The 13,110-nt window shown below is 70.0% G+C and carries 11 protein-coding genes; 6 read left to right on the forward strand and 5 right to left on the reverse strand.

Annotated elements, in window-relative coordinates:
- Positions 1–77 precede the first annotated feature (77 nt).
- Entirely contained in the window at positions 78–1,145 is a 1,068-nt protein-coding gene (locus tag D7X30_RS41855) for a zinc ribbon domain-containing protein (protein WP_158619178.1), read from the forward strand.
- Here the strand turns inward: D7X30_RS41855 and D7X30_RS01300 are convergent.
- From D7X30_RS01300 to D7X30_RS01320, 5 genes are all read right to left on the reverse strand, one after another.
- Positions 1,137–2,489 (reverse strand): phosphoenolpyruvate kinase, encoded by a 1,353-nt coding sequence (locus D7X30_RS01300; RefSeq protein WP_120561001.1) that lies wholly within the window; start codon positions 2,487–2,489, stop codon positions 1,137–1,139. The genes D7X30_RS41855 and D7X30_RS01300 overlap by 9 nt on opposite strands.
- Positions 2,486–3,133, reverse strand: a complete 648-nt coding sequence (locus D7X30_RS01305) for a DUF3226 domain-containing protein (protein WP_120561002.1) — start codon at positions 3,131–3,133, stop codon at positions 2,486–2,488. The genes D7X30_RS01300 and D7X30_RS01305 overlap by 4 nt, the downstream gene beginning before the upstream one ends.
- Positions 3,133–4,302: an ATP/GTP-binding protein gene (locus tag D7X30_RS01310; protein ID WP_147443060.1), complete on the reverse strand. Its 1,170-nt coding sequence runs from the start codon at positions 4,300–4,302 to the stop codon at positions 3,133–3,135. Before D7X30_RS01310 ends, D7X30_RS01305 begins: the two co-directional genes overlap by 1 nt.
- Before the next feature lie 113 nt (positions 4,303–4,415).
- Positions 4,416–6,971, reverse strand: a complete 2,556-nt coding sequence (locus D7X30_RS01315) for a M1 family metallopeptidase (RefSeq protein WP_120561004.1) — start codon at positions 6,969–6,971, stop codon at positions 4,416–4,418.
- 12 nt (positions 6,972–6,983) lie between these two features.
- Positions 6,984–7,547, reverse strand: a complete 564-nt coding sequence (locus tag D7X30_RS01320; RefSeq protein ID WP_120561005.1) for a hypothetical protein — start codon at positions 7,545–7,547, stop codon at positions 6,984–6,986.
- A gap of 137 nt (positions 7,548–7,684) precedes the next feature.
- Between D7X30_RS01320 and D7X30_RS01325 the strand changes: the two genes are divergently transcribed.
- From D7X30_RS01325 to D7X30_RS01345, 5 genes are all read left to right on the forward strand, one after another.
- The gene (locus D7X30_RS01325; RefSeq protein ID WP_147443061.1) at positions 7,685–8,800 is read left to right on the forward strand and encodes a hypothetical protein; all 1,116 of its coding nucleotides are present in this window, start codon (positions 7,685–7,687) and stop codon (positions 8,798–8,800) included.
- A 131-nt stretch (positions 8,801–8,931) separates the two neighbouring features.
- Positions 8,932–9,639 (forward strand): CHAP domain-containing protein, encoded by a 708-nt coding sequence (locus D7X30_RS01330; RefSeq protein ID WP_147443062.1) that lies wholly within the window; start codon positions 8,932–8,934, stop codon positions 9,637–9,639.
- Between the two features lie 13 nt (positions 9,640–9,652).
- On the forward strand, positions 9,653–10,543 hold the full coding sequence (locus tag D7X30_RS01335) for a biosynthetic peptidoglycan transglycosylase (protein WP_120561008.1): 891 nt from the start codon (positions 9,653–9,655) through the stop codon (positions 10,541–10,543).
- A 227-nt stretch (positions 10,544–10,770) separates the two neighbouring features.
- Positions 10,771–12,147: a bifunctional lysylphosphatidylglycerol flippase/synthetase MprF gene (locus tag D7X30_RS01340; protein ID WP_199724142.1), complete on the forward strand. Its 1,377-nt coding sequence runs from the start codon at positions 10,771–10,773 to the stop codon at positions 12,145–12,147.
- A gap of 163 nt (positions 12,148–12,310) precedes the next feature.
- Positions 12,311–13,105 carry an alpha/beta fold hydrolase gene (locus D7X30_RS01345; protein ID WP_120561010.1) on the forward strand — a complete coding sequence of 265 codons (795 nt, stop codon included), beginning with the start codon at positions 12,311–12,313 and terminating at the stop codon, positions 13,103–13,105.
- Positions 13,106–13,110: the final 5 nt, after the last annotated feature.

Below are 13,110 nucleotides of genomic sequence, written 5' to 3' on the forward strand. Positions count from 1 at the left end.
CGCGCGTTCATGGAGGATGCAGCGGGGACGCGGTGTAGGCTTTCGCGCTCCTGTTTCATCTGAGGAGGACTCGCGCCATGTCCTGCCCGCACTGTGGTCAGCCGCTCCCTGAAGGCCAGTCGTCGCGGACGTGCCCCCACTGCGGCGGGGACGTGAACGCGCCCGGGTCGCCGGTGATGGACGAGGTGGCGGACAAGGCGCAGCGCGCGGCGGACTCGGCGGGTCGCGCGGTGCAGGACGTGCTGGACGACCCGAGGCTGCGCGAGCGGCTGCCCGGGGGCTCGCTGCCGCTGCTCGGCTCCGGACTGGTGGCGGCGGCGGTGGTGGCGCCGGTGCTGCCCTTCGTCGGCGGCGGGCTGGGGCTGCCATGGTCGGTGTTGATGCTGGTGGGCGCCGGCATGCTGGGCGCGCGCGAGTGGGTGGCCGCGGGCCGGAAGCTGCCGGATACGCTGGTGCCGGTGGTGAAGTGGGCCGCGCATCCGGCGTTCCTGCCGATGTTCACCGCGCTCACGGTGACGCAGGCGTTCCTGTCGCTGGGGCTGGGCGTGGCGCCGCTCTTGTGGGTGCTGGCGGCGGTGGTGCTGGGCTCCGTGCAGTGGCGGGCGTTCCAGGCGTCGTCGCTGGCGGAGCCGTCGCTCACGAAGCGGCCGGCGGACGTGCGGCTGAAGCGGTGGGTGTTCGCGGGCGTGGCGGCGTGCGCGGTGGGGCTCTTGCTGCCGTGGAGCTCGGCGTGGTCGCTGGTGCCCACGGCCCACCTGCAGCGCGAGCGCAACATCACCATCGACGACAACTTCGCCTGGGACATCGAGGACAACCACACGTGGAAGTTCAACACGCTGGTGTTCCCGTCGTCGGGGCAGGGCGCGGGGACGGGGCGCGGCCGGCTGGGCGCGACGGGTGTGGTGTTGGGGCTGCTGGCGCTGGGCGTGCTGGGGTCGGTGCGGCGCGCGCGGGAGGCATTGCCCTCGGTGGTGCCGGCGGTGCTCGCGGGGCTCATCACCGTCTGGGCGCTGACGGGCCTGTCGTCGAAGCCGGGGCCGTGGCTGTTCCTGCTGGGCATCCTCGCGGTGGACGTGGCCGTCGCGCGCGAGTGGCTGGGGCCCCGGAGCGCGGTGCCCCCCGCGGAGCCGCCCGCGTCAGCGTGACGCGCGGCCCTGGACGATAGCGCGGAAGGAGCGGCTTCTCAGCTCCTCCAGCGTCAGGCCGGTGGCGCGGGTCTCCTCTTCCGTGAGGGCGCCGCAGGCCAGGCCTCGCAGGAAGAAGTTGAGCAGGCCCTGGCCGGTGGCGGCGTCGTCGAACACGTCGCCCAGCAGGGTGGCCTGGGCGGCCTTGTCCACGAAGGCCTTGAGGCGCTGGGACGCTGGCTCCAGGCCCTCCAGGAAGAAGGCGTAGACGGCGGAGTAGCGCACGGGGAGCTGGGCGGGGTGCAGGTCCCAGCCCTGGTAGTAGCCGCGCTCCAGCGAGTGGCGCGTGTGCCGGTACGCCAGCTGCCATGCGCGGTGCACGGCGTCGGTGTTCTCGCGCCGCTGCGTGGGGAGGAGCGGGGTGTCGCCCTGCTTGCGGTGGGGGCCCACGGGCATGACGTTGGTGGCGCCGTCGGACAGGTGCACGCCACTGCCCGCGAGGAGCACCTGCACGGTGTCGCGCAGGTAATCGCAGGCGGGGTGGAGCATGTGCTGCATGTGCGCGCTGACATCCAGGGCGGCGGTGTAGTCGTAGACGCCCAGGTGCACGTGGGAGCAGCGGCCCTCGCCGGCCTCCACGAGCGAGCGCAGGTGCGGCCTGCCGCGCGCGTCGAAGAGGGCCTGGGGCGTCTCCACCATCAGCTCCAGGGCGAGCGCGCCGGGAGACAGGCGGTGGGCGGACTCCAGCTCCGACAGCAGCTTCGCCAGGGCGGTCACCTGTTCAGGCACGGTGACCTTGGGCAGGGTGACGACGAAGGACTGAGGCAACCTGCCACCGGATTGCTCCAGCAGCGTGGTGACGAAGAGGTCCAGGGTTCGCGAGGCGCGGGCGCAGAGCTCCTCCGTGAAGGACTTCACGCGGATGCCGATGAACGGCGGGAGCGAGCCCTGCTCCAGGCCCCGGGCCACCTCCGTGGCGGCGGCGACGGCGTGGGCGTCTTCTTCCGAGTCGGGCCGGTGGCCATAGCCGTCCTCGAAGTCGATGCGGAAGTCCTCCACGGGTTCACGCTGGAGCTTGTCCACGACGCGGTCATGGACGCGCTGGGCGAAGCCGCCGCGCTGGGGCAGGCCCAGGCCGTGGGCGAGCTGGGAGCCATCGGCGGCGTAGTCGCGCAGCGCCGCGAGCGCCAGGTCCCCCATCTTCCGCGCGGTGCCAGCGCGGAAGAGGTGGGCGCCGCCGTACACGGTGTGCACGGGCTGGCGCCGGGAGGACTCGCCCGGATACGCGTGGGTGAACGCCACGTTGGCGCGGCGCAGGGCTTCACGGGAGGCGGCGGAGGCTTCGGGCGTGAGCGTGGTCTTCATGGGGCTGGGGCTTCGGGAGCGGGGATGAACAGGCGCCGCATCCAGGCCACGAAGCGCTGAGCGAGCTCGTGGTCCGCCTGGAGGTAGTGCTTGGACACGGCCTGTCCGAGCGGCGTGCCGGGTTCCTGCTGCCAGGCGAGCCAGGTGTGGATGGCGGCCTTGGAGCGGTAGGTGGGCTTGAATCGGCGCTCGGGGAGGGTGTCCAGGGCCGTGAAGGCTGTGGGCAGGAGCGGGTCGTTCTGCGTGACGAGCTGCTGGAGGAAGTCCTCCAGGATCCCCGTGAGCTGGTTGTCCGGCATCATCCAGATGCCGATGCGCGGCAGCGTGCCTTGGGCGGGGATGATGACGCCGGCTGCTTCGGGCTGGCTGGGTAGCTGCGTGTAGCCGGAGTGTTCGAGCACGTCGCGGAGGGACTGCCACCGGTGGGCAAGGTCTTCATCCGCGTCGACAACGACGCCAATGGTCTTCACTCCGGGGACACGTGGACGGACCTTCAAGTCGTCGCGCAGCCGCTCGTAACCATCCTTGGCTTCAACAACGAAGAGTTGCTTGTTGTCGAGCTTGTGGTGGTTGCAGAGGTGGTAGACGACTTCGCGGTCCTCCGCGCCTTCGACCAAGAGGATCCGCTCTGGCTTGGGCGGCATCAGCGGACCTCGATGGATTCCCGGGTGATGATCTCCAGGTCGCCTTCGTTGAAGACGGTGGCTTTGATGTCGCTATCCGTTTGGGCGAGGCTGATGAGCGTTCCGTCTTCAGGGTGGGCGGACGCTGCCTTCTGGAAGGCCGTGATGCAATCCCAGCTGTGCGTGGTGGCGAAGACCTGCACACCGAGCTGACTGGAAGCCTCGAAGATGAACCGCCAGAGCTGCTCTTGTGCCGCGTAGTGGACGCCGCTCTCAACCTCATCAATCAGGAAGATTCCGTGCTTGGAATTCACCAACCCTAGGGCGAGTTCGAAGATCCGGTTCATTCCGTCGCCCATGCTTTGAAGCGGCTCGGGAGATGTATGGCCTCTTCTGGCAACAAGAGCGTAGCGCGTACCCTGGTACATTGCGCCTTCGACAAGAGAAACGCGCTCGATATCAGGAGCAATGATCCTCAGGGCTTGGAGCGCTGATTGTTCGCCATTGGTAAGGACAATGCTGTCCCACAACGGCCCGATATCAAGCGGTTTGATGCCTCGTGCTGGCAAGTATTGGCAGGCAAAAGAGTTCCTGGCATTGAGTCGGCTTTCGACCAAGCTGCCGGCCACGCTTGAAGACCGGAGATCGCTTAGGTCGATAACTCGATGGTACCGATATGAGCCAGTAGTGATCCGGACCTGAAGTACTTCCTCCTCCAGCTCATCCTGAGGAGATGAGGGCTTTTCATCCGCCGCGATGAAGGATGCCCCTGATGCTCGGGAGCCTTTCTCTCCCTGCACCAAGGGGCTTCTGCCCAGCCGGACGGAAAGCTTCGGGTCGAGATCGCGGGTGCTCAGGTAAAAAGATGTCAGCGCAGGCTGCTCGGGAGGCTGGAAGAAGGCACGCATGATGTTGATGCGTTGGGCCTTGTCGTCTCGAGGTGCATGCCGATGGACCTCTTGGCGGAACTCAAGAAGTTCCTTGAGCTCCCATGCCGCATCTGAACCTGCCGAATAGACCTTGATCGCCTCCAACAACGTGGTCTTCCCCACGTTGTTCTTGCCGACAATCAGGTTGACGCGGCCCAGGCGCGGAATCTCCAGATCCCTGAACGCTCGGAACCCCTGGATGCGGAAGGAGGGGAGGAGGGGCGCGGAAGGGGGCGGCATGGCGGCGGTGTCCTGGCGCACGGCCAGGCGCCGTGCAGTGCGCCCCGGGCAAGCCCCGAGGCATCTCGAACCATCCCCAGAACCCCCCGGCCGCGCAACTTCCAGATGCGCGGCCGGAGGCGTCCTTCAGGGCATCACGGCCGGCGCTTCAACCACGCGGCCACCTCCGGGGCCACGCGCTCGCGCAGGGCCACGTCCTGGGTCAGCCGCTCCAGGGTCTGCGCCGTGGCCTGCTGTGCCTCCGGAATGGGGTTCGCCTGGAGCAGGGCCTTCATCTGCTCCAACTGCTCGCGCGTGCGCAGCAGGCCCAGGCCTTCCACCACCCGGCGCAGCAGCATGGGCGCCGCGCCCGTGCGCGACACCAGGTCCTTCCAACTCTTCTGCAAATGCGCCCACCACGCGTCGCGCCCGGTGCGGTTGCCCAACAGGCCCGTCGCGAAGCTCGCCACGTCCTGCGTCTTCACCGTCTCCGTGAACAGCAGGCCCTGCGCCCGCTCCGCCAGCGTCGCGTCCTCGAAGGCCGTGAGCGCCATCAGGTAGCGCCGCTGCGTCGCCGGGTCCGGCTCCTTGGGCATCCGCTGCGACAAATCATCGAACAGCGCCGAGTCACCCGCGCGCGCCACCATGCCCACCGCCGTGTCCAGCAGGTTCGCGTCCAGCGCGGTCTTGTCTCCCTGGAGCATCCGCGCCACCAGCGGACGCGCCTCCGCCAGCACCTGCGGACTGCGCGCCAGACCACCCACCGCGCGCACCAGCGCCGCGCGGCGCAGCCGCACCCGGTCCGGCTCGCCCTGCGCCGCCTGCCAGCCCAGCTTCTTCAGGCCGCCGCCCAAGAGCTGCTCCACCCACCGGCGGAAGCGCTCCTGGTCCTCGCCCTCCGTCAGCCGGTTCTCGATGTACCCGAGCCGCCCGACGAGCTCGTCCAGCACCGCCTCGTCCTCCTCGTCCCCGAAGCGCGCCGCCAGGTCCAGCAGGTCCGCCACCGGCGCCTGCGCCGAGCGCACCAGCGCCCACGTGTCCGCCAGCAGCGAGATGCGTTCCGACGGCGCCAGCGTCCCCAGGTTCGCCGCAAGCGCGTCCAGCGCCGGCTTCTCGTACGCCACCCGGTAGAAGCCCGTGGAGCCGCCGTTGGCGCACAGCCACTTCACTTCGCCCGCGCCGCCCTCCAGCGTCACCGTCGTCTCCGTGTCGCGGAAGAGCACGCGCTGCTCCCGCACGCCGCCCGCGTCCTCGAAGCGCAGCACCATGGGCACCGGCCACGTCTCTGGGCTCTTCACCCCCGGCTCCGAATAGAAGCGCCGCTGCGACAGCGTCACCTTCCGCCCCTCCACCTTCACCGACACCAGCGGGAAGCCGCTCTGGCCAATCCACTTGGTGGCCAGCTCGTTCACCGGCTGCTTCGCCGCTTCACCGAGCGCGTTCCACAGGTCTTCCTTCACCGCGTTCGCGCGCGCGTGCTTGCGCATGTACAGCCGGATGCCTTCGCGGAAGGGCCCCTCTCCCAGGAACCCTTCAATCATCCGCAGCACCGCGCCGCCCTTCTCGTACGTAATCGCGTCGAAGCTCTCACCGGCCTCGCCCGCGTTGCGCACCTCACCGTGGATGGGGTGCGTGGACTTGAGCGCGTCCAGCGCCAGCGCGCTCGCCCGGTGCGCGTCGAAGTCCAGCCACATGCGCCAGTCCGGCCGCCACTGGTCGACGATTTTAAAAGCCATCCACGTGGCGAACGCCTCGTTCAGCCAGAGGTCGTCCCACCACACCATCGTCACCCAGTTGCCGAACCACTGGTGCGCCAGCTCGTGCGTCACCACCTCCGCCACGCGCTTCTGCACGGACAGCGGCGCGGTGGCCGGATCCAACAGCAGCGCCACCTCCCGGTAGGTGATGAGGCCGGCGTTCTCCATCGCGCCCGCCTCGAAGTCCGGGATGCCCACCTGGTCCACCTTGCCAAAGGCATACGGCAGCCCGAAGTAGTCCTGCAGCCGGGGCAATACTTGGAGTGCCGCGTCCTGCCCGAACTTCGCCAGGTGCGCCTTCTCCGGCAGCGCCCACGTGCGCACCGGGATGCCCTCCGCCTTCTCCTCCGGGGTGCCCACCAGCGGGCCCACCACCAGCGCGATGAGGTACGAGCTGAGCAGCTCCGTCTCCTCGAACGTCACCTTGCGCAGCGCCCCGTCCTTCTCATCCTTCACCACGCGGCCGTTGCCCAGCACCGCGTGGCCCTCCGGCACGCGCACCGTGAGCGCCCAGCGCGCCTTGAACGCGGGCTCGTCGAAGCAGGGGAACAGCCGGCGCGCGTCCGCGGCCTCGAACTGCGTCGCGGCCACCTTGCCCGCCGCGTAAAGGCCGCGCAGACCGTCGCTGAAGTGCCCCGTCCAGAGCACGTCCAGCGTGGCGCTGCCCGCGGGCAGGGGAGCGTCGAACGTGAGCACCACCGTCTCGCTCACCGGGGCCACGCGCTTGGACGCGGGCTTGCGCACGTCGTTGCCGGCGCGGAAGGTGACCTCGCCCAGCTCCAGTGCGTTGGCGTGGAGGATGATCTCCGTGGTGGGCTGGGCCAGCTCCAGCTCCACGCGCTGCTCACCCGTGAAGGTGCGGCCCTCCAGGTCCAGGGTCACCGTCGCCTGATAGCGGCGCGGTCGGAGGGTGGTGGGCAGACGGAAGTTCTTGTCGTCGGTGGGATGCGCCATAGGGGCGGCAATCTAGCGCCGGCCGCGCCTTGTGCTCGTGCTCCATTTCCCAGTGTCCGACGCTTCACTGCGCTCCAACCCCGCTGACGGGGGCACCAGCTGCCCGAAGAGGCTCGATTCGCGCTGGAAGAAGCCCTCCGTGTGGAAGGAGGCGCCGAGCTCCAGCCAGAGGAAGTCCAGGTGGTGACAGAGCTCGTGCAGGAAGGTGCGCAGGTACGTGCGGAAGGCCACGACCCGGCCGCGCTTCGCGGTGCGCATCCACACCTGGATGCGGGGCCGCTGCCCGGGCGCCCACGTGTAGAGCCCGTGCAGCTCTCCCTCTTCATTCGAGGGCCGCGTCTCCAGCACCTCCACCTCCACCCCGGCCACCTCCAGCCGCTCGGTCAACGCGCGGGCCAGGGACTGCGTCGCGGCCTGGAGCGCCGCCCGGTCCTCCTGGAGCAGGGCCTGCCGCACCGCCTCCACCCCGGGCCGCAGCGTCGCGGGCGTCCGCAGGGGCACCTCCGTGACGGCGTCGCTCCGCCGGTAGATGCGCTGCTCGGCGGGCGACAGGCGCTGGTAGTAGGCGAAACGCACCGGGATTCAGTCTAACCCGTGAGGTCCTGTCGCGCCGTACATCCACCTCCACCGGGCGACACCTCCGTTGGCCGGCGGGCAGGAAGGTGCCTCGGTGAATGGCTTTGGAGCGGGGGGCTCGCGCAGACTGCCGGGCCATGGGCTCTCGTCTTGTCCACGTCCTCCTCGTCTCCGTGGTCACCGTGCTGGGCCTGCTTGTCCCGTGGACGCAGGCGGAGGACTGGGCCCGCCTGCTGGAGACGTTGCTGGGCTCGGCGGCCGTCTGGCGGCTGTCCTCGGTGGAGCAGGGCGTGGTGCACCGGCTCGCGGAGCTGGGCGTCTTCGCGGTCGCGGGGGCGATGCTGGGGAACGCGCAGGCGTTCGCGCTGCGCCGGGCGGGGCTCCAGGTGTCTGGCTGGGCGGGGATGACGGCGATGGCGGTGGCGGTGGGCCTGGTGGGCTCGCGGGCCCTGGCCGTGGCGCTGGGGCTGTCGCCCGGGACGGCGTCCATCGGGATGGGGGTGGCGGTGGGCCTCACGCAGGGGTGGCTCCTCCGGCGCGAGGTGCATGGCGCCGCCGTTTGGGTGGCGGCGTGCGCGGTGGGCTACGGCATGGCCGGGCCGGCGGCGGACTGGAGGGACCACGCCTGGAGGGCGGCGGTGGACGTGGGCGCGACCTGGCGCCTGTCCTCCATTGTCATCACGGCCCAGGCCATGACGTGGGGCGCGCTCGCGCTGTGCACGGCCATTGGCGGTGCGTTCATCCTGTCGAGTCTGCGCACCCAGGTACTGCCCGCGCCCGGTTCGCGGATGCCCGGCGCCTTGGGGCAGTTCGCGGTGCTGGGGCTGGCGCTGCCGCTGATGGTCTCGCTGGAGGCCCGGGAGATGAGCCCGTCGCCCACGGAGTTTCCGGCTCCCAACCCTCCGAGGCTGATACAGCCCAGGCCCGCGCGGACCTGGGCCCCCGAGCGGACCCGCTTCCCGAGCCCGCCCGGCGAGTCCTTCAGCCCCGGATGCGCGAGCAGGGGCTGCGCGCCGGCGCAGACCTTTGAAGGTGAGACGTCCCCTCCGCCCATGGGCGCCGTGCCTGCCGACCCGGGCCGCGTTCGGGGGGGCACCGTCCACGACTCGCACCTCATGCAGTTGAACGACACGGGCCGGCTGCGGGTGAGGGGCGGCACCCTGTGGAACAACGTCCCGTCGAGTGCCGGGCAGGAATCCTCGAATGGGAACCGGGGCGCCGAGCCGGCAATCCCGCCCGCCGTCGTGCCCTGAGGGATTCAGGGCGCGCGGTTGCCATGGGTGGGAACTTCCTTGCCCAGCGCATGCCGACGGGTGCGCGCGCTTCGTCGTGAGATGGACATGCGCAACGCCGCGAAGACCGGGCACGGCTGTTGCTCTGTCGCGTGCGCATGGGACGAGGCGTGTGGGTGGGCGCGTTGGTGAGCGCGCTGGTGTGGGGCGGGGCGGCTCAGGCAGCGAACAAGGTCACGGCGACGAAGAAGGCCCGGCCGGTGGTCGAGTTGTCGGACCGGGCGCTGTGGCGGGCGAAGTCCTGGGTGGGGATGACGACGCTGGCGAAGATGAGCTCGACGGTGAGCGATGACTGCTCGGGCATGACGCGGCTGGCGTTCCAGCAGCGTCGGTTGGATTTGCTGCCGGACGACGTGCTGCCAGAGGAGAACGGCGTCACGGCCATCCACCGCAAGGCACGCGCGCTGGGGATGCTGACGGAGACGCCGAAGCCGGGCGCGCTGGTGTTCTTCAAGAACACGTTCGACCGCAACCGCGACGGCCTCATCAACGACGGCCTCACGCACATCGGCATCGTGGAGCGGGTGGGGACGGACGGCACGGTGACGTTCGTGCACAAGTCCGGCGGGCTGGTGAAGCGCTCGCGCTTCAACCTCGCGCAGCCGGAGGCGCGCAAGGACGCGAAGGGGCAAGTCATCAACGACTGGCTGCGCCGCAAGGGGAAGAAGACGCGCGGCTACCTCGCGGGTGAGCTGGTGGCGGGCTTCGCGTCGGTGGACGAGCGCTGGCGTTCGCCCGAGACGCGCCTGGCCTCCGCGAAGCTCACCGTGAAGGGTGACGCCCGGACGGCACGGCGCTAGACACGGCCGGAAGATGTCCACCGTCGAAGGTCCATCCGAGTCCCCGAGCCCCGAACCCGCCGGGCCCATCCGGCCGGCACCGCCGGAGGTGCAGCCCTCGCCGCCGCGAAGGAGGCGCTGGGCGCGCTGGGTGTTCGTGGGCGTGTTGGTGCTGGGCCTGGGGACCGCGGCGCTCACGTTCGCCGGGCTGCCGGATGCGAGTTCCCTGGCGAAGGAGAACCCGAAGACGACGGCGCTCATCGAGCAGCGGGCAAACGAGGCGCGCGAGGCCGGGCGCAAGCCGCGCCGGAGGCAGCAGTGGGTGCCGTTGTCCGCGGTGTCCAAGCCCGCGGTGGACGCGGTGCTCATCTCCGAGGACGCGAGCTTCTACCTGCACGACGGCGTGGACACGGTGGAGCTGGCGCGCGCGGTGGGGCAGGCGGTGGAGAAGGGGGAGCTGGGGCGGGGGGCGTCCACGCTCACGCAGCAGCTGGCGAAGAACCTCTGGCTGTCCACGGACCGCAGCCTGGTGCGCAAGCTGAAGGAGCTGGTGCTGGCGCACCGGCTGGAGGAAGCGCTGACGAAGCAGCGCATCCTGACGCTGTACCTCAACGTGGTGGAGTGGGGGAACGGCGTGTATGGGATTGAGGCGGGCGCGCGGGAGCACTTCGGCGTGTCCGCGTCCCAGCTCTCCGTGGCGCAGGGAGCGGTGCTCGCCGCGATGCTGCCGTCTCCGCGCAAGCGCTCGCCGTCCAGTGGTTCCCGGGCGCTGTGGAAGCACGCGCACCACGTGGTGGACGCGCTGAAGCTCTACAAGCGCATCAGCGCGGCGCAGGCGGAAGGCGCGCACACGGAGGTGGACCGGCTGCTCGGCCGGGCTCCCGGGGATGGCGGCGGGGACGACGCGGAGGACGACGGTTCCTGAGCGGTACTACAAGCCGGGCGCCCATGGCAGGGCCGTGCCGTGGGGGCCCGGCTTCCGGCCCTGATTTCCCCGTCAAGGACGTCCTCCTGTAGTGCGTGGGCGCGGCCGGATTGGATCTCCCGCCCGCGAACTTCCTCACGGCCCGTCCCTCCAGGAGGGGCCCTGTCTCCTAGGGCGGCTTTGGCTGGCGGGGCTGCCCGGTGGGACGTAGTTTGAACGCAAACACCATGGCCGACCCCCACCAGGACCCCGCAGGCGACCCGCGCGAGCGGGTGCTGGCGCTGCTCAAGCACCACGGCTGGAACGCGACGTCCTTCCAGGTGCTGCAGCCGGGCTTCCAGTACTGGTTCTCGCCGGAAGGGGACGGGTGCATCGCCTACGTGGACACGGGCGGCGCGTGGGTGGCGGGAGGCGGTCCCATCGCATCGCATGAGCGCGTGCACGACGTGGTGGAGGCCTTCCACCAGGCGGCCCGGAGCGCGGGCAAGCGCGTGAGCTTCTTCGCCACGGAGTCACGCTTCTCCCGGCTCGTGCCGTTCGAGGAGCTGCCCATTGGCGAGCAGCCGGTGTGGGACCCAACGAAATGGGAAGCGGTGGTGAAGGGCAGCCGCAGCCTGCGCGAACAGCTCCGCCGCGCGCGCTCCCACGGCGTGCGCGTGCGCGAGGTGCCCGCGGAGGTGATGGAGACGGAAGGCCACCCGCTGCGAGCGGCGGTGGAGGTGCTGGCCGAGCACTGGCTCGCGTCGCGCCGCATGGCGACGATGGGCTTCCTGGTGGGGCTGGCCCCCGGGGCTTTTGCTCGGGAGCGCCGCGCCTTCGTGGCGGAGGTGGAGGGCCGCGTGGTGGGCTTCCTGTCGGTGACGCCCGTGTACGCGCGCGACGGCTGGTTCCTCCAGGACCTGCTGCGTGAACCCACCGCGCCCAACGGCACCGCGGAGACGCTGGTGGACGCCGCGATGCGCGCCGCCGCGTTGAACGGGCGCAGGTACGTGACGCTGGGCCTGGCGCCGCTCGCGGGCCCGGTGCGGCCGTGGCTGCGGTTCGCGCGCAGCGCGGGACGTCCGCTGTTCGACTTCGAGGGCCTGCGCTCCTTCAAGGCGAAGTTCCGCCCCGACGCGTGGGTGACGCTCTATCTGTCCCACCCGAAGGACGAACCCGCGCCGTGGGCCATCTACGACGCGCTCCGGGCCTTCGCGCGAGGAAGCCTGGTGAAGTTCGGGCTCGTCACGCTGCTGCGCCGGCCGCGCCTCTTCGTGCGTGCGCTGACGGCGCTGCTGGTGCCGTGGACGGTGTTGCTCGCGCTGCCCATGAGCGCGCACTGGTTTCCCTCGCCGTGGGTGCAGCACGGCTGGGTGGTGTTCGACGTGGGGCTCATCGCGGGCCTGTTGCTGCTCCTGCGCCGCTGGCGCGACGGGCTGGCCACGCTGCTGGGGCGGCTCACCACCGCGGATGCCTGTCTGACATTGGTGCAGGCGTTGGCTTTCAACGCCGCCCGGGCGCGGGGACCTTGGGACTGGAGCATCATCGTCGCGTCGGTGCTCGCTCCGGCGACGGCGTCCGCCATGCTGCTGCGCTCACGCGACCTGCGCGTCCCCGAGCCTTGAGGCCTCCTGGCCCCGGCGATGGATGCTGTCAGGGGTGGACTCTTCTTTCAGGAAGGAAATTGATCCGGAGCGTGGGGACTCCTTCACTCTTACCTGGGGTGGACGGTCCGCCCTCGTGAGCCCAGGGCTGTCCTGGAGTCTTCTTTCTTCATCGGAGCAACCCATGGGCGTTCTCGCCAGGAACAACGTGAAGGTGAAGGGGGAGGGCGCGCAGGCCATGGTGTTCTCCCATGGCTTCGGCTGCGACCAGAACATGTGGCGGTTCGTCGCGCCCGCGTTCGAGCGGGACTGCCGCACCGTACTCTTCGACCACGTGGGGGCTGGCGGCTCGGACCTCGCGGCCTATGACCGCAACCGGTACGGAACGTTGGAGGGATACGCCGATGACGTCCTGGAGATCTGCCGCGAGCTGCGTCTCGAGCGGGCGGTCTTCGTCGGTCACTCAGTGAGCGCGATGGTGGGCGTGCTGGCGGCCATCAAGGAGCCGGAGCGCTTCGACAAGCTCGTGCTCATTGGCCCCTCGCCCTGCTACATCAACGACGGCGAGTATGTCGGAGGCTTCTCGCGCGAGGACATCCTGCAGTTGTTGGAGTCGCTCGACGACAACTACCTGGGCTGGTCCAGCACGATGGCGCCCGTCATCATGGGCAACCCGGACCGGCCCGAGCTTGGCACGGAGCTCACCAACAGCTTCTGCCGCATGGATCCCGACATCGCGAAGCAGTTCGCGAAGGTGACCTTCCTTTCCGACCACAGGGCCGACCTCCCGAAGGTCAAGACGCCTTCCCTCGTGCTCCAGTGCTCGAACGACGTCATCGCGGCGGAAGCAGTGGGCGAGTACGTGTACCGGCAGCTGCCTCATGGCCAGCTGGTCCACCTCAAGGCGACCGGACACTGCCCGAACCTGAGCGCTCCCGAGGAAACGGTCGCTGCGATGAAGCCCTTCCTGGGCTACTGAAAGGG

This window comes from Corallococcus sp. AB011P, assembly GCF_003611605.1.
Lineage (GTDB): Bacteria > Myxococcota > Myxococcia > Myxococcales > Myxococcaceae > Corallococcus > Corallococcus coralloides.

Bases quoted from the DNA above. Each gene is read 5' to 3' on its own strand.
- D7X30_RS41855 (WP_158619178.1), top strand. From the start codon at position 78: ATGTCCTGCCCGCACTGTGGTCAGCCGCTCCCTGAAGGCCAGTCGTCG.
- D7X30_RS01300 (WP_120561001.1), bottom strand. From the start codon at position 2,489: ATGAAGACCACGCTCACGCCCGAAGCCTCCGCCGCCTCCCGTGAAGCC.
- D7X30_RS01305 (WP_120561002.1), bottom strand. From the start codon at position 3,133: ATGCCGCCCAAGCCAGAGCGGATCCTCTTGGTCGAAGGCGCGGAGGAC.
- D7X30_RS01315 (WP_120561004.1), bottom strand. From the start codon at position 6,971: ATGGCGCATCCCACCGACGACAAGAACTTCCGTCTGCCCACCACCCTC.
- D7X30_RS01325 (WP_147443061.1), top strand. From the start codon at position 7,685: ATGGGCTCTCGTCTTGTCCACGTCCTCCTCGTCTCCGTGGTCACCGTG.
- D7X30_RS01335 (WP_120561008.1), top strand. From the start codon at position 9,653: ATGTCCACCGTCGAAGGTCCATCCGAGTCCCCGAGCCCCGAACCCGCC.
- D7X30_RS01340 (WP_199724142.1), top strand. From the start codon at position 10,771: ATGGCCGACCCCCACCAGGACCCCGCAGGCGACCCGCGCGAGCGGGTG.
- D7X30_RS01345 (WP_120561010.1), top strand. From the start codon at position 12,311: ATGGGCGTTCTCGCCAGGAACAACGTGAAGGTGAAGGGGGAGGGCGCG.